This is a genomic window from Bradyrhizobium sp. AZCC 1610 (assembly GCF_036924515.1).
Lineage (GTDB): Bacteria > Pseudomonadota > Alphaproteobacteria > Rhizobiales > Xanthobacteraceae > Bradyrhizobium.
Genome location: NZ_JAZHRR010000001.1, coordinates 5,535,049 through 5,559,765, shown reverse-complemented (window position 1 = coordinate 5,559,765; position 24,717 = coordinate 5,535,049). Strand labels below are relative to the sequence as shown.

26 protein-coding genes, 1 tRNA gene and 1 pseudogene are annotated in these 24,717 nt (G+C 62.6%); 11 read left to right on the top strand and 17 right to left on the bottom strand.

Annotated elements, in window-relative coordinates; genetic code table 11:
- Positions 1-12: 12 nt before the first annotated feature.
- Positions 13-936: a LysR family transcriptional regulator gene (locus V1279_RS27390; protein ID WP_334442325.1), complete on the top strand. Its 924-nt coding sequence runs from the start codon at positions 13-15 to the stop codon at positions 934-936.
- Positions 937-1,124: 188 nt separating this feature from the next.
- On the opposite strand, the gene V1279_RS27385 is transcribed toward V1279_RS27390, so the two are convergent.
- The 9 genes from V1279_RS27385 to V1279_RS27345 all read right to left on the bottom strand — a co-directional run bounded on the left by V1279_RS27385 (position 1,125) and on the right by V1279_RS27345 (position 8,299).
- On the bottom strand, positions 1,125-2,033 hold the full coding sequence (locus V1279_RS27385) for a complex I NDUFA9 subunit family protein (RefSeq protein WP_334442323.1): 909 nt from the start codon (positions 2,031-2,033) through the stop codon (positions 1,125-1,127).
- Positions 2,034-2,119: 86 nt separating this feature from the next.
- The gene (locus V1279_RS27380; RefSeq protein WP_334442321.1) at positions 2,120-2,353 is read right to left on the bottom strand and encodes a hypothetical protein; all 234 of its coding nucleotides are present in this window, start codon (positions 2,351-2,353) and stop codon (positions 2,120-2,122) included.
- Positions 2,354-2,364: 11 nt separating this feature from the next.
- Positions 2,365-2,463, bottom strand: coding sequence for a DUF3072 domain-containing protein (locus V1279_RS27375; RefSeq protein ID WP_334442319.1), 99 nt, complete (start codon positions 2,461-2,463; stop codon positions 2,365-2,367).
- Positions 2,464-2,684: 221 nt separating this feature from the next.
- Complete coding sequence (locus V1279_RS27370) at positions 2,685-3,080, bottom strand: VOC family protein (RefSeq protein ID WP_334442317.1); 396 nt, start codon at positions 3,078-3,080, stop codon at positions 2,685-2,687.
- On the bottom strand, positions 3,077-3,385 hold the full coding sequence (locus tag V1279_RS27365; protein ID WP_334442315.1) for an ArsR/SmtB family transcription factor: 309 nt from the start codon (positions 3,383-3,385) through the stop codon (positions 3,077-3,079). The genes V1279_RS27370 and V1279_RS27365 overlap by 4 nt, the downstream gene beginning before the upstream one ends.
- A 58-nt stretch (positions 3,386-3,443) precedes the next feature.
- Positions 3,444-4,907 carry an FAD-dependent monooxygenase gene (locus tag V1279_RS27360; RefSeq protein ID WP_334446592.1) on the bottom strand — a complete coding sequence of 488 codons (1,464 nt, stop codon included), beginning with the start codon at positions 4,905-4,907 and terminating at the stop codon, positions 3,444-3,446.
- 202 nt (positions 4,908-5,109) lie between these two features.
- The gene (locus V1279_RS27355) at positions 5,110-5,622 is read right to left on the bottom strand and encodes an AAA family ATPase (protein ID WP_334442313.1); all 513 of its coding nucleotides are present in this window, start codon (positions 5,620-5,622) and stop codon (positions 5,110-5,112) included.
- Positions 5,623-5,719: 97 nt separating this feature from the next.
- Complete coding sequence (locus V1279_RS27350) at positions 5,720-6,994, bottom strand: cytochrome P450 (protein WP_334442311.1); 1,275 nt, start codon at positions 6,992-6,994, stop codon at positions 5,720-5,722.
- Between the two features lie 33 nt (positions 6,995-7,027).
- On the bottom strand, positions 7,028-8,299 hold the full coding sequence (locus tag V1279_RS27345; protein ID WP_334442307.1) for a cytochrome P450: 1,272 nt from the start codon (positions 8,297-8,299) through the stop codon (positions 7,028-7,030).
- A 222-nt stretch (positions 8,300-8,521) separates the two neighbouring features.
- On the opposite strand from V1279_RS27345, the gene V1279_RS27340 reads away from it, so the two are divergent.
- The 4 genes from V1279_RS27340 (at position 8,522) to V1279_RS27330 (ending at position 12,266) form a co-directional block, all read left to right on the top strand.
- A complete protein-coding gene (locus V1279_RS27340; protein WP_334442304.1) occupies positions 8,522-9,694 on the top strand; it encodes an isovaleryl-CoA dehydrogenase in 1,173 nt (390 codons plus the stop codon).
- 237 nt (positions 9,695-9,931) lie between these two features.
- Positions 9,932-11,089, top strand: coding sequence for a DUF898 family protein (locus V1279_RS27335; RefSeq protein ID WP_334442301.1), 1,158 nt, complete (start codon positions 9,932-9,934; stop codon positions 11,087-11,089).
- A 6-nt stretch (positions 11,090-11,095) separates the two neighbouring features.
- The gene (locus V1279_RS38000; protein ID WP_442894825.1) at positions 11,096-11,395 is read left to right on the top strand and encodes a DUF7092 domain-containing protein; all 300 of its coding nucleotides are present in this window, start codon (positions 11,096-11,098) and stop codon (positions 11,393-11,395) included.
- On the top strand, positions 11,292-12,266 hold the full coding sequence (locus tag V1279_RS27330) for a M48 family metallopeptidase (protein ID WP_442894824.1): 975 nt from the start codon (positions 11,292-11,294) through the stop codon (positions 12,264-12,266). The genes V1279_RS38000 and V1279_RS27330 overlap by 104 nt, the downstream gene beginning before the upstream one ends.
- Before the next feature lie 10 nt (positions 12,267-12,276).
- On the opposite strand, the gene V1279_RS27325 is transcribed toward V1279_RS27330, so the two are convergent.
- The 3 genes from V1279_RS27325 to V1279_RS27315 form a co-directional block, all read right to left on the bottom strand.
- A complete protein-coding gene (locus V1279_RS27325) occupies positions 12,277-13,275 on the bottom strand; it encodes a LysR family transcriptional regulator (protein ID WP_334442295.1) in 999 nt (332 codons plus the stop codon).
- 329 nt (positions 13,276-13,604) lie between these two features.
- Positions 13,605-14,414, bottom strand: a complete 810-nt coding sequence (locus V1279_RS27320) for a DUF2927 domain-containing protein (RefSeq protein WP_334442292.1) — start codon at positions 14,412-14,414, stop codon at positions 13,605-13,607.
- A gap of 90 nt (positions 14,415-14,504) precedes the next feature.
- The gene (locus V1279_RS27315) at positions 14,505-15,095 is read right to left on the bottom strand and encodes a L,D-transpeptidase (protein ID WP_334442289.1); all 591 of its coding nucleotides are present in this window, start codon (positions 15,093-15,095) and stop codon (positions 14,505-14,507) included.
- A 229-nt stretch (positions 15,096-15,324) separates the two neighbouring features.
- Here V1279_RS27315 and V1279_RS27310 point away from each other — a divergent pair, with 229 nt between their 5' ends.
- The 5 genes from V1279_RS27310 (at position 15,325) to V1279_RS27290 (ending at position 19,476) form a co-directional block, all read left to right on the top strand.
- Positions 15,325-16,872 carry an acetolactate synthase large subunit gene (locus V1279_RS27310; protein ID WP_334442286.1) on the top strand — a complete coding sequence of 516 codons (1,548 nt, stop codon included), beginning with the start codon at positions 15,325-15,327 and terminating at the stop codon, positions 16,870-16,872.
- 177 nt (positions 16,873-17,049) lie between these two features.
- Positions 17,050-17,565, top strand: a complete 516-nt coding sequence (locus V1279_RS27305; protein ID WP_334442283.1) for a hypothetical protein — start codon at positions 17,050-17,052, stop codon at positions 17,563-17,565.
- 22 nt (positions 17,566-17,587) lie between these two features.
- Positions 17,588-18,910 carry a M20/M25/M40 family metallo-hydrolase gene (locus V1279_RS27300; RefSeq protein ID WP_334442280.1) on the top strand — a complete coding sequence of 441 codons (1,323 nt, stop codon included), beginning with the start codon at positions 17,588-17,590 and terminating at the stop codon, positions 18,908-18,910.
- Positions 18,911-19,055: 145 nt separating this feature from the next.
- Positions 19,056-19,235, top strand: coding sequence for a hypothetical protein (locus V1279_RS27295; protein ID WP_334442277.1), 180 nt, complete (start codon positions 19,056-19,058; stop codon positions 19,233-19,235).
- Positions 19,236-19,335: 100 nt separating this feature from the next.
- Positions 19,336-19,476 (top strand): hypothetical protein, encoded by a 141-nt coding sequence (locus V1279_RS27290; RefSeq protein ID WP_334446784.1) that lies wholly within the window; start codon positions 19,336-19,338, stop codon positions 19,474-19,476.
- Positions 19,477-19,701: 225 nt separating this feature from the next.
- Here V1279_RS27290 and V1279_RS27285 read toward each other — a convergent pair whose 3' ends face one another.
- From V1279_RS27285 to V1279_RS27270, 4 genes and pseudogenes are all read right to left on the bottom strand, one after another.
- Positions 19,702-20,697 (bottom strand): SGNH/GDSL hydrolase family protein, encoded by a 996-nt coding sequence (locus V1279_RS27285; RefSeq protein WP_334442274.1) that lies wholly within the window; start codon positions 20,695-20,697, stop codon positions 19,702-19,704.
- 249 nt (positions 20,698-20,946) lie between these two features.
- A tRNA-Val gene (locus tag V1279_RS27280) sits at positions 20,947-21,021 on the bottom strand.
- A gap of 116 nt (positions 21,022-21,137) precedes the next feature.
- A pseudogene (locus V1279_RS27275) lies at positions 21,138-22,419 on the bottom strand (hypothetical protein).
- Between the two features lie 128 nt (positions 22,420-22,547).
- Positions 22,548-23,183 (bottom strand): DUF1134 domain-containing protein, encoded by a 636-nt coding sequence (locus tag V1279_RS27270; RefSeq protein ID WP_334442272.1) that lies wholly within the window; start codon positions 23,181-23,183, stop codon positions 22,548-22,550.
- A gap of 141 nt (positions 23,184-23,324) precedes the next feature.
- Between V1279_RS27270 and V1279_RS27265 the strand changes: the two genes are divergently transcribed.
- Positions 23,325-23,801 carry a YHS domain-containing (seleno)protein gene (locus V1279_RS27265; RefSeq protein WP_334442269.1) on the top strand — a complete coding sequence of 159 codons (477 nt, stop codon included), beginning with the start codon at positions 23,325-23,327 and terminating at the stop codon, positions 23,799-23,801.
- A gap of 83 nt (positions 23,802-23,884) precedes the next feature.
- Here V1279_RS27265 and V1279_RS27260 read toward each other — a convergent pair whose 3' ends face one another.
- Positions 23,885-24,715, bottom strand: a complete 831-nt coding sequence (locus V1279_RS27260; protein WP_334442266.1) for a 3'(2'),5'-bisphosphate nucleotidase CysQ family protein — start codon at positions 24,713-24,715, stop codon at positions 23,885-23,887.
- Positions 24,716-24,717: the final 2 nt, after the last annotated feature.

Here is a 24,717-nt window from a genome sequence, read left to right as displayed (position 1 = left end):
GATTGGCAAGCGATGGATATCAGGCAGCTCAGGACCTTCAGTTGCGTGGCGGAGCTCGGCAGCCTCAGCAAAGCTTCCGACACGCTGCGGGTGGCGCAGCCGGCGCTGAGCCGTCAGATCAAGCTGCTCGAGCATGAATTGCGGGCCGATCTGTTCACCCGGAACGGCCGCGGCATGGTGCTGACCGATGCCGGCCGCCTGCTGCTCGCGCGCACCGCCGGCATCGTCCGTCAGATCGACCAGGTGCGCGACGAGATCCAGTCCTCGGGCGGCCCGCCGTCGGGCCGGGTGGTGCTGGGGCTCGTGCCGACCGTGAGCTGCGTGATTTCGGCGCGGCTCGCCCGGCGCACCGTCGACAGATATCCGGGCATTTCGCTCTGCATCGTCGAGAGCTACAGCGGCCATTTGATGGAATGGCTGCACCGGGGCGAGATGGATCTGGCGCTGATCTACGGGCCGTCGAGCGACCTGCATCTGACCGTGCAGAGTCTCGGCCGCGATCCCATCGTCGCGGTTGGGCCGCGCGGCAGCGGGCTTTCGCAGAGGAAGCAGGTCGATATCGGCTGGCTGCTGCGGCAGCGCCTCGTGCTGCCCAGTCATTCGCACGGGCTCCGGGCGCTGATCGAGCAGGCGGCGGCGAAGAAAAAACTAAAGCTCGACGTCAAGCTGGAAGCCGATTCCTTCCGGGTGCTGACAAGTCTGGTCGAAGAAGGCCTGGGATACACGCTGTTGCCGCCATCCTCGGTGCGCCACGAAGTAGCCAGCGGCCGGCTGGAAACGGCTGCGATATCAAAACCGTCGCCGATGCGCGAACTCATCCTTGCGTCTCCCATCGATCATCCCGGCTCGACTGCGATTGCGCTTGTGAGCGAGCTGCTTCGCAGCGAACTTGTCGCCTGCCGCGAAGAGGGCCTCTGGGACATCAAGCTCGCCTGAGCCGCTGCCGGGCCTTAAGGACTGGCTTAGAACAAAATGATCCGGGCCTGCATTCTCATCTGGCTACAGCAGTCATGCCGCAATTGTATAGGGCGGCGCAGGCTTGCTGGAACGATTGCTGTTAGGCCGTGAACCCGAATTTCAGACCTGTCCAATCAACAACACGGCCATGGAATTCGTTCTCCGGCTCAGTCACCCCGTCTGGCAGGAGCCAGCACAATCTCTATTCCCCTCGGCTCAATGCCGAGAGTGTCAAATCCGGGATGCCTGCCAGAGGCGACGTTGTCCTTGGTCATAAGCTCGACCTGGTTTGATGTAACAGGAGAAGCAGGCAAGAATTCAGCGGCAGCAGCGAGCATCTTCCACACGGTAATGGGCATTGGCGCGAGGACCCGCCGGATATCAAGGTAATTGCAGATCGTCTGAAGCAATTCCTTGTAAGTATAGGTGTTGGGGCCGGCTAACTCGTAAATCATTCCCGGCTCTGGGGCGTCGAAACAGCGCGCAATCGCCTCCCCAACGTCTTCCACATACGCGGGCTGAAGCGCAGTCTGACCGCGTCCGAACATCGGAAAGACGGGAAACATCCTTAGCATCTTCGTGAGCGGGATTAGAAATGCATCACCCGGCCCAAACATTACTCCAGGACGGATAATCGTCGCCTCGGCGAACGCAGCTCGTACTGCGGACTCGCCTTCGCCCCGGCTTCGAATGTAGGACGAGTGTGACTGCGCATCGGCGCCAATTCCGGAAACGTGGGCCAGGCGCTGCACACCTGATCCTCGTGAATGCTGTGCCACTCTCGCAGCAGCTTCGACGTGCACGGAACGAAACGTATCGCTACCGCGCTCGACATAGAGACTTACGGCGTTGACGACAGCGAAAGCGCCAGCCACCGCGCCAATCACCGATCTATCGTCGCCGACATCGGCCCTAACAACCTCCAGTCCCGATGATCTATTGCGAAAGACCTGAGCTCCCCGCTCTGGATGCCGTGACGCTGCCCTGACCTCGAAACCGTGGTCCAAAAGGTGTTGAACGACGCGCCGGCCCAAAAAGCCGGTACTGCCGAAGACAGTCACTTTTCGGCTAGTCATCCTGGTTCAACCCGACCGCAAACTCGACTGGATGATCCCGCACCGCCTCGGCCTCATGGCGGCCGCGAAAGGTTTCCTCGTTTACTTCACACGCGATCGCGAAGATCGGTCACACCTTCTTTTTGAGCGCAGTGGTCGCAGCAGTAATAGGTGCCATCCTTTTCCAGGCCGTGTCCGACGATGCGCGTTCCACAATGCTCGCACATCGGCGCCAAGGCATGAATTGCGCACTCGAAACTATCGAACGTGTGCGCTTTGCCGTTCATCACAACCTGAAAAGCCTTGTCATAGTCATTGCCGCAGGTTTCGCATGTCGCCATTTTCTCCTCCTTCACGCCGGACGCGCTTCGGCGTCGGTCATCGGCTCGTCCCCTGACACCCAATCGTCGGGTGACTTGCGAATGTTGGCAGCGCTTTCTTTGTTACTCATGGCTGTATCCTCGCGCTGAAAACGGCAGAGTTCGCTAATTGTTCCTGTGCGAGCTGGCGGCCTCGTTCATTTCGGACGGCTCTTTTCGGACCTCACGCGATGTCGGACTTGAGTCCGGGATGCGCTCAAAGCGGACGCCCGCCGACCATTCAGGATTTACGAGTTCACTTGCTGCTCACCCGGAATGCGAACCGGGAGCCACGCGGTTGACATTGGAGCTTTTACTTTTTTTCGACCATCTCGACGAGCTGGATGAGATTGCCGCATGTATCGTCAAAGACAGCCATTCTGACCGGGCCTGCATCCATCGGCTCTGCTGTGAATTCGACACCAAGCTGGCGCAGCCTCTCGAACTCCTTCTTGAGATTATCCACCTGGAAGGACGCGGCAGGAATCCCATCGTTCACGAGCGCGGATTTAAATGGCCCGGCGGCAGGGTGCTCACTCGGCTCAAGCAGGAGTTCGGTTCCTTCCGGTGCCTCGTTCGACACGACGGTCAACCAGCGATGATCGCCCATCGGAATATCGTGCTTGACGATGAAGCCCAGCTTGTCCGTGTAGAAATCCAGGGCCTTGGCCTGATCGTCCACCAAAACGCTCATGACATAGATTCTCATTTTGCACTCCTTTTTTTCAGATGATTGTTGAGCCAGGCAGCAGCTGCCTTCCGCAGAGGCGTATCGTCGAACGTATGCATTTTGGTGCGCCCGCTCCAATGGGTCTGGACAAGTCCAGCCCTCTCCAGCATGTCGAGATGCTGCGAGATCGTTTGCCGCGACAGGCTTCTGCCATCCTCTGCAAACGACGCAGCGCAGATCTCAAACAAGGACTGCCCGGGACGCTTCGCCAGGCGATCAAGGATGCGGCGGCGGATCGGATCGCCGAGCGCCTTGAAGACATTGTCCAGCTGGTCGTCGTCCATGCAAACCAAAATGCAGTAATTTTACTGCATGTCAAGCTGCGCGGAAGAACCTGTACGGCTACGCCGCGGCAGGCGGTCCGAACCAGATGGTTAGCGCGTCGGCGAGTCCCGGCTGGGTTGAGTCTCCCACCCAAGCCACATATCCGTCGGGCCGAATTAATACGGCGTGGGGAGCAGTGACCGCGCCAAGTGCCGGAAGCTCCCACACGCCGTCGTATTTTGCGTCGATCAGCTGGACCCGATCCGCCCACGGCGTGATGTCGAAGCCGCCGGGCTCACCAAAGTTGAGCAGTACCGGCCGGGCATCGTGCAGCAAGGTGAAGACCCGCAGCGGGCCGTTGGCGGTGATCAGGTCGAGATCGGGCATGCGGCGTCCGAGCAGCTTGTGGCCCTCCCCGAGGTCGTAATGAATGCCCAGACCGGACATCTCAGCGGCTAGTCGTCTGCGCGGCTCGTCCATGCCGAGGAGCTCGGACATGGTGTCGCCCAGGGCCTTGGTGCGGTCGTCCGTGCGACGAAGCGCGACCTGCGCCATCGTGTTGCGCAATACGCGGGCAGCTACGGGAAAGCGCTCGGCGTGATAAGTATTCAGAAGGCTTTCCGGTGATGTCCGCTTGACCACCTGGGCCAGCTTCCATCCCAGATTCACCGCATCCTGCACACCAGTGTTGAGGCCCTGTCCACCTACCGGCGGATGCACGTGTGCCGCGTCGCCGGCCAGCAGGACCCGCCTGTCGCGGTAGGCCGCGGCCTGCCTGGTCATGTCGGTGAACCGGGAGATCCAGGTGGGACTGTGGATCCCGTAATCGGTCCCGTATACGGCGACGAGCGCCGCGCTGACATCGCGCAGTGTAGGTTCGCTGTCGAGCCGCAGCTGCGGCTCGGTCAGCACGATGCGGGCCGACCCGCCATTTTCCACCTTGCCGATCCCATGAATGCCGAACGCATCCTGGTGAAACCCCCACTTCGGCTCTTCGGCCGTCTCGGCTTCGGCGATCAGCCAGCTCGTCGTCGGATCCCACCCGGAGAACGCGATGCCGGCCGCCTTGCGAATCAGGCTGCGGCCGCCATCGCAGCCGACGAGATACTCCGCCCGGAGCGACTGACCGTCGGAGAGCGCGACGTCGACGCCGGTGTCGTCCTGCGCGATGTCAGTCACTTCACGTCCGCGATAGATCGTCACCGCCTTTTCGCCAACCCACTCGGCCAGGATGCGCTCGATATGGTTCTGCCACAGCCCGAGAACGTAGTTGTGCCGGGTGGGAGCGTCGCTGATGTCCAAAGGTATGTGGAAGTGCACGACCGGAAATACCTGTCCCTGCGAGAGGAACCGATCGGCTATACCGCGCTGATCGAGAACCTCGATGGCGCGAGCGTGCAGACCGCCGGCGCGCGAGCCAATGAGGTCCTGACTGGCGCGCCGCTCGACAATGGCAACGTCGACGCCCGCCAACGCCAGCTCGCCCGCCAGCATCAGCCCGGTCGGACCGCCCCCGGCGATCACCACCGCATGGTTGGTCATCGCCACAGTCGTTTCCGCCGCGGCGATCGACTCGGCCTCGCGCGAACCGTTCCTCGACAACAATGCACTCATTTCGTGACCCCGCAGGTTGTGGCTTCGGTCGGGGGTTCTACGGGATGAGGCGGGTCTTGAAGCAAGCCCGTTGCGCGCTACATATTAGCGTGGGGAGGTCGGTACTGGCGGCTAGGTCGGTACTGGGCGGCTAAGCCGGCGTGGCTAACACCTCGATAATCCTTTTGACGCAATCATTCACGGACAGTTTGCTGGTATCCAACAACACACGCTCCCCGGTCCAGTCTTCGTAGTCGCGGCTCTGAACGCGTTTCCAATCCGGCAGATCAAGTCCGACGATATCGCTGCGACGCTCCTCGACCCGGCGCTTGTGTTCAGCTCGATCCGAGCAGGCAATTTCCACGTTCAACAATCGTGCATCGCAGGCTTTTGCGGCCTCGGCCCACCACCTCCTTGTCAGCTCAATGGGATTCACCGTGTCTGCTACGACATCGAGGCCGTGCATCAGGTTGTCTTTCGCGACGGCAACGGCCGCAAGATATCCGGCATCCTCGGCCGGATGGACCTGCAAGCTACTGTTTTTCAGGGCTACCTCGATCGAGTCCACGCGTATGTAAACGGCGTTGATTTCCTGCGCGAGGGCGCGGGCCACGGTCGTTTTGCCGACCCCCGGCAAACCGGAAAATGAGATCAAAACGGACATGCCATTTCCTGGCGGTAACGATGCGGACACTCGCCGCACCGGTACGGCCCTTCACGTTGATCGCTTGCGCGATCGGGCCGATCGAGGTCGCTACCGCTCACCCCGGAATGCGCACCGGCAGCTGCTCGATGCCGCGCACGAAGCTGGAGTAGACCCGCTTCGGCTCGCCGACCACTTCGATGCGGTCGAAGCGTTTCAGCATTTCCTGCCACACGATCTTGAGCTGCAGCTCGGCGAGCCGCATGCCGACGCAGCGGTGGATGCCGAAGCCGAACGACAGATGGGTGCGGGGCCGGGCGCGGTCGATGATGAACTCGTCGGGCTTCTCGATGCCTTCCTCGTCGCGGTTGCCCGAGACGTACCACATCACGACGCGGTCGCCCTTCCTGATCTTCTTGCCGCCGATCTCGGTATCGACCAAAGCGGTGCGGCGCATATGGGCGAGTGGGGTCTGCCAGCGGATCACTTCCGGCACCATGGTGTCGATCAGATCAGGGTTGTCACGCAGTTTCTGATATTGATCCGGATGCTCGTTCAGCGCCAGCACCGAGCCGCTCATGGTGTTGCGGGTGGTGTCGTTGCCGCCGACGATCAACAGGATGATGTTGCCCATCAGATTGTCGGGATCCATGTGCCGCGTCGCGTCGCTATGGGCCATCATCGACAGCAAATCGTTGCGCGGCGGCGCGTTGACGCGCTCGTTCCAGAGTTTTGAGAAATAGCCGTAGCATTCGTCCATCTCCTGACGTCGCTGCTCGGGCGATTCCACGACGCCGCTCTTGGGCAGCGCGGTCGAGACGTCGGACCAGCGCGTCAGCTTGCGCCGCTCTTCCCAGGGGAAATCGAACAACGTCGCCAGCATCTGCGTAGTCAGTTCGATCGAGACCCGCTCGACGAAGTTGAAGGTCTCGTTGCGCGGCAGTTCGTCCAGCACCTTTTGCGAACGCTCGCGGATCAGTTTTGCCAGCTCATCCAGATGCGTCGGCGTGAACATCGGCGACACCGTCTTGCGCTGTGCCGAGTGCCGCGGCTGATCCATCGCGATGAAGCTCGGATAGTCATAGCCGGGCGGCACGTCACGGATCGAAATGCCGCCGAGGGTCGAGTCCGAAGAGAACATGCCGTGGTTGGTATCGACATGCATGATGTCGTTGTACTTGGTGACCGACCAATAGGGTTCGATCGGCGAGTTGGTGCAATAATGCACCGGCTCTTCCTTGCGCAGCCGCTCGAACCATGGCCACAGCGTGTCGTTCTGGAACAGCTTTGGCGCACCGGGATGAAAGTCCTTCAGCGGCGTCGAATAGGCCTCTTCGCGCGCGGCGCGCAGAAGCTCTTTCTTGTCGGCTCTGATGGCGGTCCGGACGTTCATTTTCGATCATCCCAGGTGATAGGGCTCAACTGTTTAGCCGGCGATCCGGACCGGCAAGGTCTCGTAGCCTTTGACAAAACTCGAATACACCCGCTTGGGTTCGCCGACCACCTCAATATTCTCGAATCGCTTGAGGATTTCTTCCCAGATAATCTTGAGTTGCAGTTCTGCCAGCCGAATTCCGACGCAACGGTGGATGCCGAAGCCGAACGAAACGTGGGTGCGCGGCCGGGCGCGGTCGATGATGAAGTCGTAGGGTCGTTCGATCACGTCCTCGTCGCGGTTGCCCGAAACGTACCACATCACGACCTTGTCACCCTTCTTGATCTGTTTGCCGCGGAACTCGATGTCTTCGAGCGCGGTACGGCGCATATGCGCCAGCGGCGTCTGCCAGCGGATTACCTCGGGGACGAAACTGTCGATCAGGTCCGGATTGTTGCGCAGCTTGCGGTACTGATCCGGATTCTTGTTCAGCGCGTAGATGCTGCCTGACAGCGTGTTGCGGGTGGTGTCGTTGCCGCCCACGATCAACAGGATCAGATTGCCGAGGAAGTTGTTCGGGTCCATGTCGCGGGTGGCGTCGCCATGCGCCATCATCGAGAGCAGGTCGCTCTTCGGCGGCTGGCTGATGCGCTCCTTCCAGAGGCGGGCGAAATAGGTCGCGCATTCCATCAACTCGACCTGGCGCTCTTCCTCTGACGCGACGAGGCCGCCGGGGCCGGGAAGGGTGGTCGCGACGTCGGACCAGCGCGTCAGCTTGCGGCGGTCTTCCCAGGGGAAGTCGAACAGCACGGCGAGCATCTGCGTAGTGAGTTCGATCGAAACCTGGTCGACCCAGTCGAACACATCGCCCTTCGGAAGGTTGTCGAGGCATTCGGCCGAACGCTTGCGGATGTTGATCGCGAGCTGATCGAGATGCGTCGGCGTGAACATCGGCGCCACTGTCTTGCGCTGCGCGGAGTGGCGCGGCTGGTCCATGGCGATAAAGCTCTCGCGGCGCAGGTCCGGCGCGATGTCGCGGATGGTGATGCCGCCCAGCGAAGCCGCCGACGAGAACACCGCATGGTTGGTCTCGATGTCCATGATGTCGTTGTATTTGGTCACCGACCAATATGGCCCGAACATGCTGTCCTTGCAGTAGTGGACCGGGTCTTCCCGGCGCAGCCGGTCGAAATACGGCCAGAACGTATCGGTCTTGAACAGTTCGGGATTGCTGACGTCGAAATCATCGAGCGGAATCGACTGAGCCCTTTCGAGCGCGGCGCGCAGATGGGAATCTCCGGCGAGATCGATGGTTCCGTGCATGAGCACCTCCCTGACTGTTCCCCGCCGAAGCATGCCGGAGGGGCGATGTTTTACCCTATTACATCCCGAGCCGTGCGCCGGCGCAAGGACGAGTTGGGTGCATTTGGCCGCATCGACACCGCCGCCCGGCCTTGGGCTAACCGGCGCATTTCGCCGCGTGACAAGCGTATCCTCTAAGATTAAGCCTGTTTGAAACAACGTTTAATTCGCCGGGAGGCGGCCATGATTCCCAACGCATTTCGGATGTTTAACTTCGATCTCGGCGAGACCGCGGATGCCATCCGCGAGACGGTGCATGCCTTTTCACAAAACGAAATCGCGCCGCGCGCCGCCGAAATCGACCGCAGCAATCAGTTCCCGCGCGACCTCTGGCCGAAAATAGGATCGCTCGGCCTGCACGGCATCACCGTCGAGGAGGAGTATGGCGGCACCGGCTTGGGCTATCTCGAACACTGCATTGCGGTCGAGGAAATATCGCGCGCGTCGGCTTCAGTCGGGCTGTCCTACGGCGCCCATTCCAACCTCTGCGTCAACCAGATCCGCCGCAACGGCAACGAAACACAGAAGCGCAAATACCTGCCAAAACTGATCTCGGGCGAGCATGTCGGTTCGCTGGCGATGTCCGAGCCGGGCGCCGGCAGTGACGTGGTGTCGATGAAGACCCGCGCCGACAAAAAGGGCGACCGCTTTGTGCTGAACGGCAACAAGATGTGGATCACCAACGGCCCGGTGGCTGATACGCTGGTGGTCTACGCCAAGACCGATCTCGAGGCCGGTCCGCGCGGCATGACCGCCTTCATCATCGAAAAGGGCATGAAGGGATTTTCCACCGCGCAGAAACTCGACAAGCTCGGCATGCGCGGCTCCGACACCTGCGAACTGGTATTCGAGGATTGCGAGGTCCCGGAGGAGAACGTGCTGAGCGAGGTCGGCCGCGGCGTCAACGTGCTGATGTCCGGCCTCGATTACGAGCGCGCGGTGCTGGCGGCTGGTCCCATCGGCATCATGCAGGCCTGCATGGACGTCGTGCTGCCCTACGTGCACGAGCGCAAGCAGTTCGGCGAGCCGATCGGCAGCTTCCAGCTGGTGCAGGGCAAGATCGCGGACATGTACACCACGATGAACGCCTCGCGGGCCTATGTGTATGCGGTGGCAAAGGCTTGCGACCGCGGCGAGACCACGCGGGAGGACGCGGCCGGCGCGATCCTCCACGCGGCGGAAAAAGCCACCCAATGCGCGCTCGACGCCATCCAGTTGCTCGGCGGCAACGGCTACATCAACGACTACCCGACCGGGCGGCTGCTGCGCGACGCCAAGCTCTACGAGATCGGCGCCGGCACCAGCGAAATCCGCCGCATGCTGATCGGGCGGGAATTGTTCGAAAAATCGGCATAGAGCGTCGGTTCTGATTGAATCAGAACCGAAGCTCTAGATTCTGGTTTGACGCGTTCTCTACCGCAGATAAGTCTACGCAATCCGCGCAAGCTTGATTGCTATGCGAACCGGTATCCACCCCCGGATCGAGTCTGAGGGCATGCTTCGCTCGAAAACGTTTCGCGTGTGGGACTTGGGTCACACAACGGCCGACAGATTTGTGGTTTGATCCGCTACCGTTCGCGCTGGAGTTGAACCATGAACCAGATGAGCTGGCCCCCGCAGGTGCTGCCACCGCCGCCTTCGCCCGTGCCGCCGCCGATGCCGGTGGCGTTTTCCGGCGGCCGCGGCGAATTCTTTGATCTGGCCAAGCGCGGCGCCGCTCTGGAACTGGTCACCCTCGGCTTCTATCGATTCTGGCTCCTCACCGACATTCGCCGCCATCTCTGGTCCAACACATTGGTCGATGGCGATGCCGCCGAATATACCGGCCGCGGCAAGGAGTTGCTGATCGGATTTCTGGTCGCGCTCGCGATCCTGGTGCCGATCTATCTCGGTTATTTTCTGATCGGTCTCGAGGCCGAGCACTATCAGGCGTTCGCCAGCATTCCCCTGATCGCCTTCTTCTATCTGTTCGGGCAGTTCGCGATCTACCGCGCGCGGCGGTACCGGATGACGCGAACGGTATGGCGCGGTGTGCGCTTCTGGATGACCGGCTCGGGCTGGATCTATGCCTTGCAGGCGTCGCTGTGGGGTGTGCTGATGATCCTCACGCTCGGACTGGTGCTGCCATGGCGGGCCGCGGCGCTCGAACGCTACAAGATGCACCATTCCCATTACGGCGACCTGCAGGGCAGTTTTGAGGGGCGCGGCTGGGAGTTCTTCAAGCGCGGCTGGTGGCTGTGGCTGCTGACGCCGATCGCACTCTATGTAAGTCCGATCGCCCCCTTCATTTACGCAGGCTACAAGGCCATCGAATGGCGCTGGTGGCTGTCCGGCGTCCGGTTCGGCGGCGTGCGGCTGGAATCGTCGTTGCCGAAGAGCGCATTGATCGGGCTGTACTGGAAAGTGATCGGCTGGATGGCCCTGCTTGGACTAGTCTTCGCGGTCTATCTGGCCCTGTGCGCGGTGCTGGTCGCCAGCATGAGCGGCGCGGGATTGACGGAGTTTTTCAAGACGCCGGAATTGATGAGGAGCATTCCGCTGCTGGTGCTGACTGGTCTGGGCTATTTGGTATTGGCACTGGCGCTCAACGTCGTGATCCGGGTCTATCTGACGCGCGATCTCTGGGTGATCGTGCTGGGCTCGGTCAATATCAGCGGCCTCGAGGCCGCCGCCAACGTCGCGGCGCGGGGCGACCTGGCCAACGCGCTCGGCGAGGGGTTTGCCGACGGTCTCGATGTCGGCGGATTCTAGAGCGTGATGACCATGGATAGCGACGCGCCAGAGATTTCGAAAACGCCGCCGGCCAATGCGGCGACCTATTTCGACGGGGCGTCGAGCCGGCGCCGCGCGGTTACGCTCCAATTTTCCGACCGGCTCGAAATCATCGAACACGAACAGAAGCTGGCTGTGTTGGGACTATGCCGACATCCGCCGCGCCGACAGCCCTTCGGGCATGCTGCGCCTCGGCTGCCAGAGCGCGCCTGCGCTGGCGCGGCTGGAGGTTCGCGACAACGCACTTGCGGCCGAGCTGGTCTCACGCTGCGCCAAATTGGATGACAACACGCCCGGCCGCCGCGGCGTTGCCGTCATTGTCGGCTGGTCGCTCGCGGCCGCGGTTTCGATCGTTGCCGTGGTGCTGTTCGGACTTCCGCTGATCGCCGATCGCCTCGCGCCGCTGGTGCCCGAAGCGTTCGAACGGCGGCTCGGCGACGTCGCGGACAGTCAGATCAAGACGATGTTCGATGCCAAGGTTTGCGACAACGCCGCCGGGCAGAAGGCCTTCGTCAAGCTCGTCACCGCGATTCGCGCATCCGCGGGCTTCGACACCTCGGTGCAGTCGGGCGTGCTGTCGAGTTCGATTCCCAATGCCTTCGCGCTGCCGGGCGGCAGGGTCTATCTGTTCAACGGATTGCTGGCGAAGGCCGAGAACGCCGACGAAATCGCGGGCGTGCTGGCCCATGAACTCGGCCATCTCAAGCATCGCGACAGCATGCGCGGACTGATCCGTGACGGCAGTACGTCGTTCCTGATCGGACTGCTGTTCGGCGACATCACCGGCCCCAGCGCGCTGATCTTCGGCTCGCGCACGCTGGTGACGTCGTCGCATTCGCGCGAGGCCGAGACCAATGCCGACGGTTTTGCAATCGACGTCATGCACCGGCTGGGCCGGCCGGCGAAGCCGACCGGGGAATTGCTGCTTCGGGTCACCGGAAAGGAGGGCAAGGGGCTCTCGATCATCTCCACCCATCCCCTCAGCGAGGACCGGTTGGCGCGGATGAGCCGGGAAGACCGGTCAGCCAGCGGGCCGCCGCTGCTGACATCAGAGGAATGGCGATCGCTGAAATCGATCTGCAATGGCAAGTCTGAGCCGGGCAAGTCTGAGCCGGGCAAGTCTGGCCCGGGCAAGTCTGCCCCGGCCAAAATTTGAGCCAATCGGGCTACCTCCGGGCGCTTTTCCGCGACCGTGCCGCTTCGATCGGCGCCGGCGCTGCGCCGCCCGGCTTCGGCTCCCACACCGCCTGCATGGCCGAAAAGGCCTGCGAGATGATCGGCTCGCGACGCCGCGACGTCAAACAGGCGAAGCTGAGGTCGCAGGTCAGCGCCACCTTGTCGGCAATCACGAAATTTCGTTGGCGCGTGATGCGGTCGAGCACGCAGTCGCGGGCGAGGCTGAGGCCGTTGCCGGCTTCGACGAACTCGATCATGGCGTCTTCATGATCGGCGAAGGCGACGCGCTTCGGTGATGACCCTATTGGCCGGAAGATGTCGTCGATCAGCCGCCGATGCACCGAGGCATGCGGCGTCGCGATCCAGGGCAGGCCGGCGAGGTCGGCCCAATCCCTCCCCAGCACCTTGTCGCTCCATTCGCGCGGGGCGATCACACGGTAGTCGTAGCGCACCAGCGCCGTGAGCTGGAATTTTCCATCGTCGATGGTGCGTTCGAGCAGCATCCCCGACGCAAGGCATTCGGGGGGCGTGGCATCGATATAGTATCCGACATCGAGCTCGCCTCTGCCGATCTGCGCCAGCACGTCGTCGCTCAGGCCGTAGCGGAGGAAGACTTCGGTCTTCTTCGAGGAAGTGGCGAGGCTTCGCACGAACGGGCCCAGCCGGATCGATTCGGGATCCAGGATCGTGCCGACACGCAGCGTTGCCCGCAGCGACTCCCGCAAGGAATCCGCCGCCGTCCTGAAATCCGCCGAGGCCGATACCGTCCGGTGCGCCAGCGGCAGCAAGGTCGCGCCCGCTTCCGTCAGGGTAAAGCCGCCCGGCGTCCGGTTGAAAAGCTGCAAGCCGGTGCTTTCCTCCAGCCCCTTCAATTGCAGGCTGACAGCAGGCTGGGTCAGGTGCAGCAAGATGGCCGCGCGCGAAACCGTGCCTTCGCGGGCCACGGTGATGAAGCAGCGCAAGGCCTGGATACGCGGCAGGTCGTTCATTTGGAAAACTTATAGGGAGCGCCCATAGACCTCATTAGATAGGATTTGCTCCCGGAAGTCACAATCTTTCGTCCACAAAACTTTGCGTTGTCATTGGAAAAAGGCGGATGCGAGGGCCGGCGGGGTCCTTCAACCGCCGCGCGAGGGGTTCCGGCTGCCGCCGATTCTCCGCCGTCATTGCGAGCGAAGCGAAGCAATCCATTGTTACGTCGTACGCGGACAGATGGATTGCTTCGCTTCGCTCGCAATGACGGGGTGAGGCCGGCGGATTGCTCATGCGTTCACCTCGCGATGAATCTCCGCGTTGGCGGCTGACCGGAGGCCGTCACTTACGGCAGGTTGTTGACCTTGCGCACCCAGGCGCGCACGTCGGCCAGCACGTCCGGCAGCAGCGCCTTGACCTCCAGCACGGTCATGCCGGGCTTGATCCGGGGATCATAGAGAAGGTTCAGGAGATACTGGTCGTAGACGTCGAAATAGCCCATCGAGACGTTGTCGTTGAACATGGTCCAGCGCACGCTCGCGGTATCGTTGATCGGTCCCAGCGATTGCAGCAATTCCTCATAGGCGCAATCGAAGAAGACGAAGTCACCATTGTCGACGGTGAGGATCACGTCGGAATGCTCGATTTCGAACTTCTCGTTCTTGCGGAAGCCCGACAGGCATTGCGGGTCGAGCGAGGAGCGAATCTCTTTGGCCCGATCGCTGCCGTAGAAGGTCGTGATGGTGCGCTGGAGGTCGCGGTCGCGCACCAGCTTGACCTGCACATTGGCGTCTTCGAGGCTGCCGGTCATGGCGATGTCGAGATGCTGAACGCGGGCGGCGATGTCGGCCACGATTTTCGCGAGCTGCGCCTTGCGGTCGGCGCGGCTGCCGTCGGCAAACACCCGCACCGGCCCGTCATATTTGCGGATGCGGTCGACGCGGCCGGCGAGATGATATTCCGCGCCGAACGCGATCTTCAGAAAGCCTTCGACGATCTCGCTGTCGGTGAAGATCTTTTTCTCGGCGCGCTGACGCTGCGCGATTGCCGGGATGTCGGCGAAAGCCGTGCACGGCACCAGGATTTCGCCGAGCGCGACGGCGCCCAAGGCCGCCGCTAACGTCTGCAGGTAAAGGGATCGGTGAGGCGTGTGCATTCAAACGACGCTGCCGCAATCGGCACGCGCGTGCAAGGCTTGAAAGGCGGGGATTACGCGCTTGCGCGCATCGCCGCGCCAAGTTCCAGCCTAGTTTCTCACGACAACCGGGGTGCCGATGCGGACGCGGCTATAGAGATCGGTCACGTCTTCATTGGTCATGCGGAAGCATCCGGACGACACAGCCTGTCCGATCGTCTCGGGCTCGTTGGAGCCGTGGATGCGGTAGAGCGTCGATCCCAGATACATCGCCCGCGCGCCGAGCGGATTGTCGATGCCGCCGGACATATGGCGCGGAAGATCCGGTCGCCGCCGCAGCATCTGGGCCGGCGGCGTCCAGCTCGGCCATTCCTTCTTGGCGGTGATGCGGTGGGTTCCGCTCCAGCGGAAGCCGTCCCGGCCGACGCCAATGCCATAGCGTATCGCCTGGCCGTTGCCGAGCACGAGGTAGAGCCTGCGCTCCGCGGTATCGATTAAAATTGTCCCGGGCGCGTAATGGCCGACAAAGTGCACGGTGGTGCGCGGGATCGGGCTTGCTCCGCTGGGCATGCCGGGTCGGAAGAAACCGGGGCCGCCGCCCATGATGTCGCGCGTGTCGTCAAAGAAGAATTGGGCCTGTGCCTGGCCGGCCCCCGCCAGCACGGTGAGCGCCACAAACAGCAAAGCAAAAGCCCGGGTCATTTTCTTCCTCGCGAAAAAAACTGAGTATGCAGGTCGAGACAGGCCATAATTGCGGCGATCGTGCAAGCAACGAGCCTGTGACCACAGCCATTTTCAAACACCGCGGTTAAAAAAAGACAACATGCCCTGGGCGATGGCTGCATTGTGCCGCTAAACCTTTGACGAAACGTGCGAACAATGATTGATCGTCAGCGGCTCTCAAGAACGAAGCGCGAAGGGGAACGAGACCATGAACGGTGCGGAAAGTCTGGTGCGGACATTGGTCGCAGGCGGCGTGGATGTCTGCTTCACCAATCCCGGCACCTCGGAGATGCATTTCGTCGCCGCACTGGACCGGGTCGAGGGGATGCGTTGCGTGCTCGGCCTGTTCGAGGGCGTGGTGACAGGCGCCGCCGACGGCTATTACCGCATGAAGGGCACGCCAGCGTCGACCCTGCTGCATCTCGGGCCCGGCCTCGCCAATGGCCTCGCCAATCTGCATAACGCCAAGAAGGCCAACTCCGGCATCGTCAACATCGTCGGCCAGCACGCGACCTACCACATCGGCTACAACGCCCCGCTGACCTCTGATATCGAGGGGCTGGCGCGGCCGATGTCTTCCTGGGTGCGGACCTCGCCGGATGCGAAATCCGTTTCCGCCGACGGCGCTGCCGCGATCGCCGCGGCGAAAAGCGCGCCGCCGCAGATCGCCACGCTGATTCTGCCGGCCGATACCGCCTGGAACGAAGCCGACGGCATTGCGCAGGTGCCTGTGGAAAGCCAGCGCGCCAATTATTCCGCGCAGGCCGTGGACCATGCCGCCAAGGTGTTGCGCAACGGCGGCGCGTCGACGCTGCTGCTGATGACCGGCAGCGCGCTCACCGAGCACGGGCTGGCACTGGCTGCCCAGATCGCGGGCAAGACCGGCTGCAAGGTAATGGGCCAGACCTACAATCCGCGGATGGCGCGCGGCAGGGGCCGGTTCGCAATCGACCGCATCCCTTACGTGATCGAGCAGGCGCTGCCGATCCTGAAGGATTTCAAGAACATCGTGCTGGTCGAGGCCAACGATCCAGTGGCGTTCTTCGCCTATCCGAACAAGCCGAGCATGCTCAAACCCCAGGGCTGCGAAGTGCATCGCATGACCTCGGGCGCCGAAAATTCCGTAGCCGCGCTGGAAGCGCTGGCCGGCGCGCTTCACGCGCAGCCGGCCGACCGGCCGCCGCAGAAGCTGGTGGAAATCGCAAAGCCGACCGGCGCGCTGACGCACGCCTCGATCGCGCAGGCGATTGCGATGGCGATCCCGGAAAACGCCATCGTGGTCGATGAATCCGTCACCACCGGCCGCGGCTTCTTTCCGCCGACGGCGGCCGCCGCCCCGCACGACTGGTTGCAGAACATGGGCGGCTCGATCGGCTTCTCGACCCCGGTCGCGACCGGCGCCGCGGTCGCGTGCCCGGACCGCAAGGTGATCTGCATGGTCGGCGACGGCAGCGCGATGTACACGCTGCAATCGCTGTGGACGCAGGCGCGCGAGGGTCTCAACGTCGTCACGATCGTCTTCGCCAACAAGATCTATCAGATCCTGCGGGGCGAATTCGACGGCGTCGGCGCCGGCGAGCCAGGGCAGCGGGCGCTCGACATGCTCAAGATCGACCGCCCGGACCTCGACTTCGTCGCGCTCGCCAAGGGCATGGGCGTGCCGGGTCGCGCGGTCGCCAATGCCGACGATTTCAACAAGGCCCTGGCGGAAGCCATCGCCGAACCGGGCCCGCGGTTGATCGAAGTGCAGATGTAAGAGGGACGATCGTCCTAAAGTTTTGAGCTAGCCGGAATGCCGCAGTTATGAAATCGTCATTGCGAGCGTAGCGAAGCAATCCAGAGAGCCAGGAAGTAAGACTGGATTACTTCGTCGCTTCGCTCCCTTGCGCAAACGCTTCGCGTTTGTCGCAGGCAATGACGGTGCGGAGGCCAGATGCAGACCGAACTGAACAAGGTCGTCACCGCACTTCACGAGTTCTACGCGCGCGAGACCTTTCTGCTCGAACGGGATGTCGGCGAGCGCGCGCTGACGCACCGGCTGGCGGTGCAGTTCGAAAAGCAGTTCCCGGGCTGGGAGATCGATTGCGAATACGACCGGCTGGGCGATCGCACGCTGCGGCTGCCGCATGGAACGATCGTCTCGACCGACGACCACCTCGCAAAGTCCATCTATCCCGACATCGTGGTGCATCAGCGCGCCATTCCCAATAACCTGCTCGCCGTCGAGGTCCGCAAGGCGGCCAATCATCAGCCGCTCGACCATGACCAGCACAAGCTGCGGGCGCTGACCGATCCGCATTTGTGGTTCGCCTACTGGATCGGTGTGCTGCTGACGCTCGACAAGACGCAGGTCACGATGTCGGAAGTCTATACCAGCGGCGTTTTCGACCAGGCCCTGTCCGTCTGGTTCGCAGCGCGGCTGAAGGATGCGGGCTTGAGCGCAGGATAGCGTTGCGAATGGAGATCTACGCATGACACTCACACGATCGATCCTGGCCATCGCCTTTGTCGCTGTCGCGCAGCATGCATTGATGCACAAGGCTCTAGCGCAGGCGGCTTCCGCGCCCGACCTGGAGGCCATTCTCGCCCATCCCAAAATCGTCAAGACGCTCGACGACATCAAGGCCGACGACGAGCGGGCCTTTGCCGAACAGAAGCGCATCACCGAAATTCCGGCGCCGCCGTTCAAGGAAAAGGTCCGCGCCGAATATTATCTGAAGCGGATGCAGGAACTCGGCTTCAAAGATGCGTCGATCGACAGCGAAGGCAATGTGATCGCGCTGCGCAAGGGCAGTGGCGGCGGCCGGCCCAGGCTCGTGGTGTCGGCGCATCTCGACACGGTGTTTCCCGAAGGCACCGACGTCACCGTAAAGGAGAAGGACGGCGCCATCGTAGCTCCGGGCATCGGCGACGATTCGCGCGGGCTTGCGGCGATGCTGTCGCTGATCAAGGTCATGAACGAAAACCAGATCGCGACCATAGGCGACATCATGTTCGTCGGCACGGTCGGCGAGGAGGAACTCGGCAATCTCCGCGGCGTGAAGGCGCTGTTCCGCGATCACGCCGATATCGACGGCTTCATCTCGATCGACGGGCTCGGCATCACCCGTGTCGTCAACCAGGCGACCGGCAGCCATCGCTACGAGTTCATCTTCAAGGGTCCCGGCGGGCACTCGTTCCAGGAGTTCGGATTGCCGAGCGCGACGCACGCGATGGGAAGGGCGATCGCGAAAATCTCGGAGCTGCAGCCGCCATCCGATCCCAAGACCACCTTCACCGTCGGCACCGTGAATGGCGGCACCTCGGTCAACGCCATCGCCGCCGAAGCGCGGATGGCCGTCGACATGCGCTCGAACTCGACGGACGAGTTGCTCAAGCTCGAGGCGCGGCTGCTCGACCTCGTCAAGGAGGCGGTGGCGGATGAAAACGCGCGCTGGAAATCGGACAAGATGACGGTGGAGACCAAGCTGATCGGCGACCGGCCGGCGGGCATCGTCGCGATGGATTCGCCGATCGTGCAGGCGACCCAGCGCGCGGTCTCGGCCGTCACCCGCGGGCCGCGGCCGACCTTTGCCGGCTCCTCGACCGATTCCAACATCGCGATGTCGCTCGGCATCCCCGCCGTCACCATCGGCGGCGGCGGGGAGGGCGGCAACTGGCACTCGCGCAACGAATGGTACAAGCCGGTTAACGCCTGGTACGGCCCGCAGAACGCACTGTTGACCGCTTTGATCCTGACTGGCCTCGACGGCGTCACCAAACCGGCACTTCTGGTGCGAAAAGCCGCCAAATAGGGGCCAAAAGGGCTCTCCAAGCCGCCTTTGCGGCGTTAACCCGCCGTTAACCATGCCCCCGATTGGACAAATTGTCGGCCAATTGCGGCCAAAGCGGTAGCCGAACATGGTTCCCCAGTAGTTCTACGTGCGTAGGGGGTGTGGCATGGCGTACAGGATCGTGGCGGAACGCAGGGACGAGACCGTCAGGATGGACCGAAGCAGCATGCTGGTGGCGGTTGCCAAAGCGCGGGTCTGGGCCAGCGAGGGGTGGAAAGTCACCATCATCGTCGGCGACGAAAACGAAATTGCACCTTCCGACGCACGCCGGCTTTCCTTCGTGTGACGACCGGCCGGGCAGCCTCTGCTGACTGGCCGCCAAAATAGAACGGAACCGGGAACCCGGACCAACGTTATCCTGCGGGCAGGCTTCGTGGAGCAATGCCATGCAGTGGCGGTCAGCAAGCACCGACCCCGACGCAATGCGCGGCACCGGCGACGACGAAATCTCCTACGCAACCGGATGGACCATCAGCGGCCTCGCAACGCTAGGCACCATCGTCGCGATCTGGCTGCTGGGGATCTGACTTAAGCCTTACCTCTGCGCGACCCGCTTGCCGCCGGTCACGCGCAGTCCTGCCCTGCGCCCGATCAGCAGGCGCCACCGACGAATGCTGATGCGATGGATTCAGTGCTCCGACCTGGCATCCAAAGACTTGGCATCCAAAAAAGACTTGGCATCCAAAAGTGACGCCAAACAAAAAGACCGCCCGAAGGCGGTCTCTCTGCACTTCGATCGGGCTGGCGATCGATCAGGCAGCGCCAAGCGCGGTTGGTTGGTTGCTCCGGCGGTAGGCCATGAACCCAACGCAAGCAAAGCCGAGGACCATCATGACCCAGGTGGAGGACTCGGGAACTCCGGCGACCACGAGGAAGGCATCGGCGATCACCGCGTGAGCCGCCGCTGTCGGATGAATGCCATCCCAATATGCGTAGGTGTTACAGTTCGCGCCTACAACTGCCCCGCAGGCATCGGTCACGTTGGTAAAACCAAATGCTCCTGGATTGAGTGCGATCGACGTGCCCAGGCCGAAGATGTCAAAAGTCGTCACGCCCGTCTCGCCCGCCAGCTCGGCGGCGAGCGCTGCGTTCATACTGGTGGCGAGGAAACCTCCCAATCCGGGAGCGCCTGCCGCCGCAACAGCCGGCGCCAACCCGAGATTTGGCGTGTTCCAGACCACAATGTTCTTGGCGCCGGCGGCTTGAAGCGCGTCCACAATGGCGCCGACATTGGCTGCGTATGCAGCCGCGGTTGCCGCCACGGTTGCCAACACAGTCGGTCCCGGGCACGCCGGGCACGCTGCGATCGCGCCAAGCGCCGCTCGGGCATCATTGCCACCGCCGGCGATGACATAAAGCGCATTGGCGGAGACCGTGTTGGTGGCCAAGTACTGGTTGGCCTGGGTGAGAAGGCTGTACGGAAAGCCGTTGCCGGCCGGACCCGTGGTCGCGCCCCCATACGCGTAATCCGTTAGCGTTACGCCGAGTTTCGATGCGGCGTCCGACGCCCAGACGGGTCCATTGCTGTAAACCCCGGAGCCGTAGGGGTGACTGGGGACGTACGTGTTGCCTGAAATGAGCTGTCCGGCATCTGTGCCGATCACGGCGGCGTTGTTACCATTGTCCGATAGGCTGTCGCCAAAGACAACGAGTGAGTTATATATGCTGGCCGAGGCCGGCAGGGCCGCTAACGAAACAACTGTGACGGCAACTAACGGCAATAACCTAGTGAAGAACGTGTATTTCATGAAGTTACCTACTCTCTTGCTGAACAATTCAGCATAGCACTGCGTCGCGCGAGGTGTGTCAATTGCTCAATCACATGTTGCAGTGCGTTCATTTTGCTGCGCTGTAGGGCGCTGGCCTCACCGACTTACCTGGACAGAAATGCGCGAGCGACATTCATGACGAACGTATCGAGGCTCGACAGGCTTTCAAAAGCGGATGGGCATGAACGACGAACCGTTCGTACTCGTGGATACTTCATGGGCTTTTGATGGTGGACGCACAAGGGATCGAACCTTGGACCTCTCCCGTGTGAAGGGAACGCTCTCCCGCTGAGCTATGCGTCCGGGAAATGTGGGCGAACCAAGTGCCCGTCAGAGCCCGCGATTTACGAAGTACCGGCCCATAGTGTCAAGCGATCAGTCGGGCCGTAACGTCGCGTTTTCGCGCGAAACAGGGGAATTTACGCCCCCTGCTGGCGGGCTCGTGAAGCGTGGGACTGTAGCGCGCGGATACGTTCGGCCAGCGTCCCGCCGCCTTCCGAGACGGGGGCGGCGCCGGCGACGTCGTTGGCGGGCTTGGCCGGCACTTTCGGTACCGAGGGTTCCGCCGCCAGCATCGCCTCGATCGCCGAATTCGGGCCCTCGAGCTGCATGGCGAGTTTTGCCACCTCGGCGGCGATGTCGTTGATGCGCTCGCGCAGCAGCGCATTTTCCATCCGCTCGGTCTGCCACGAGCTTTCGGCCTGCTGCTGGATCGCGTTGATGTCACGCTGCAGTTTGGCGCGTTCGTCCCGGGCGACACGAAGCTGCTGCTCGACCGCGGCTTTCTCGCTGCGCAATTTCTCGACAATCGGCGATTTGCCGCCGTTCATCGCCGCGATCTCCTCGCGCAGTTCGCGTGCGGCGCGTTCGGCGTTTTCGTTCGCCTGCCTGAGCTGATTGTTTTCGTATTCGCGCTCGGCAAGAATCTTGCCTTGCATCGCCAGCCGCGCCTCGAGGTCGTTGACGCGGTTGCCGAGCATCTCGGCTTCCTTGACCTGGACGATCAACTGCCGGTCGAGATCGGTGACGCGCATGGCTCAGATTTTCGACGCGGCTGCGCGCTTCGCTCAGTTCGTACGTCGCGCGCTCGGAGTCGGCGCGCTCCTGGGCGAGGCGAGCCTGCGTCGTCGAAAATTCCTTTTCGGCGTCGCCGACGCGGCCTCTCAGTTGCTCGATCTGCGTGCGCACCGCGACCAACTCGACCTGGCGGCTGTCCGCCGTCATCGAACGATCGTTCAATTCGTGATTGATCCGGGCGAGCTCGGCCTGCTTGGCGGTCAGCGCCGCTTCGGCGTTGCGCAAGAGTTCGGTCTTGGCCGCGAATTCCTCTTCGGTGGCGCGCAGCTGCTCCTTCATCGCCTTCTCGCGCGCTTCGAGCGAAAAGATCGTGGCGTTCTTTTCGCCGAGCTCGATCTTCATGCGGTTGATGGCGTCGCTCTTCTTGCCGAGTTCGGCGAGCTGGCTCGTGGTCTTGTTCTTGAGCTGCTCGACGTTCATTTCGAGCCGCCGCGCCGACATCGCGAATTCCGCGCGCAACTGGTCCTTGTCGGCCTGGATCTCGGCCATCGACAGCGGGGTTGCCGCCTCGAGCCGCCGCGTCGTCAGCCGCACCGCGCGGTTATGCACCAGCGGCACGATCATCAGGCCGAACAGCATGGACACCAGAAAACCGATCGCCAGGTACATGATCGGTTCGATCATCGATGGTCACTCCACACAGACAGGGATTCGTTAATCACAATGCCACGGCGAGCCGGCCCTACGCCAGCCCAATGCCGGGTTAACCTGAATCCGCCTGGGGAGACGCGCGTCTACGCTTGAAGTCGGGCTCAGAACGGGTTCCAGGTCGCGCGCGGGGTAAATTTGAGATAGCCGACATTGGCGCCGAGCCGCAGTCCGATGCCGGAGCGAATCGGTACCAGCACGATGTTGTTGGCGGTCAGCGCGGTCATGCCGAAGCCGCCGACGATATAGGCGGAGCCGTCGATGCCGACGAAGCGCTGATAGATCGCGTTGGTGGCGGGCAGGTTGTAGACCAGCGTCATGGTGCGCGCGCCGTCGCCGCCCCAGTCGAAACCGACCGACGGCCCCTGCCAGTAGACCCGCAAGTCGCCGGCGTTCTTGGTGTAGAGCGTGCCTTCGCCATACCGCAGGCCAGCCACAAAAGCGCCTGAGCCTTCCTCGCCGAGCACATAGCCGTTGGGAAGGCCCCATTGGCTGACCGCGCGCTCGATGACCGAGGCGAGCCCGCGCGAGACGTTGCCGAAGAACTTGTGCCCGGCCGAAACCAGTTCGTCGGGTCCAAAGGTTTCGGGCCCCGGCTGGCGTTGCGGCGGCGGATAGGGTGCCGGCTGCGGCTGCTGCTGCGGATATGGTGCCTGCGGCGGCTGCTGTGCGGAAGCCGGCACGGTCCAGCACATCAGCGCGGCGAACGTCACCGCGGCAAGGCGTGAAGCAAACGTCATGAAAGAACCCCTGGCATCGAAATTCTGGCCGCCGCCTTAACCTGACGCCAACAAGCATGGCTCTAGGTTGCGCCCAGTGTCCCCTCGACTCGCATGTTATCGGCACCAACTATGACGGCAGAACGGCAGGAAAGATACGCTTTGCGCCCCGGAATAGCCCTTATTGCCTTATTGGCGATTTTTTTTAGCGCGCTCAGCCTTGATTTCGCCGCGCAGGCTTCGACCACCGAGCGGGTGGTGGTGAGCCGCTATTCCGGGCTCGCCATCGAGGGCTTCGATCCCGTCGCCTATTTCACGGAAGCCATGGCAGCCCAAGGGTTGCCCGACTTCGAGGCCCGCGAAGCCGGCGCCGTCTGGCGTTTCCGCAACCAGGGTAATCGCGCCTCTTTCGTGGCGCATCCGGAAATCTACGGGCCCCAGTTCGGCGGCTATGATCCGGTCGATCTGGGACGAGGGGTAACCTATGCGGGCAACCCGCGCTTTTGGGTGGTCGCGGGCCAGCGGCTCTATCTGTTCGGCCGCGAGGAGAACCGCGATGCGTTCGCTGCCGAGCCGGCACGTTTCCTGAAAGACGCGCGCGCGCGCTGGCCGGTGCTGGTGCAGGGGTTGGCGCAGTAGTTGCGAGCAGCCGTAGCGAGAATGACAACTTCACATATTCCATTCGGCTGGCACCGCTCCCGGGGTCGCATCGCTCGCCCGGGCTACGGATTCCGTTCAACCGCCTTCGGATCGCCCCAGGCGATGAACTCCGGAACGATGAAGTCTCTTCGCCCGGTGCCAAAAACCAGCGCCGCGCCGCTTGAATCCGTGATCCGGCCGCCGGCGGCCGCAACGACCGCATGGCCCGCGGCGACGTCCCATTCCGAGGTCGGCGACAGCCGCGGATAGATATCGACCGCGCCTTCGGCCACCCGGCCGAATTTGACCGCCGAGCCGAGTTCGCACCGTATTGCGCCCGGCCTTGCCGCAATGAAGGCTTCGGTCCTGGCATCGCCATGCAGGCGGCTGACCGCGACCGTCCACGGCTCTCCCCGTGGCGGGCAAGGACGAGTGCGCACCGGCTCGATCAGCGACTTGCCTTCGCCCAGCGTCAGCCGTTCCGCGCCGCGACCGACAATGCCGCGCCAGACCAGCCCGAGCGCGGGCGCGCTGACGATGCCGAGCAACGGCGTCCCGCGGGTTACCAGCGCCAGGTTGACGGTGAATTCCTTGCGGCCGGCCATGAACTCCTTGGTGCCGTCGAGCGGGTCGATCAGGAAGAAGCTTTCCTTATGGGAAAGCGTGCCGGGCTGGACCCGCTCTTCCGAAAGCGACGGTATTGTTGGCGCTAGCTGCGCCAGGCCTTCGGCGATGATGCGGTCGGCCGCCAGATCCGCTTCCGTTACCGGCGATCCGTCGATCTTGCCGTCTACCTTCATGGCGGAACGGTTGATGGCGAGGATGGCGGCGCCGGCCCGGATCACGATCTCGGTCAGCGGTTCGATCAGGGCCGTGGCAGCATCGTGATCGAGTACGGGATGTGCCTCATTCATGA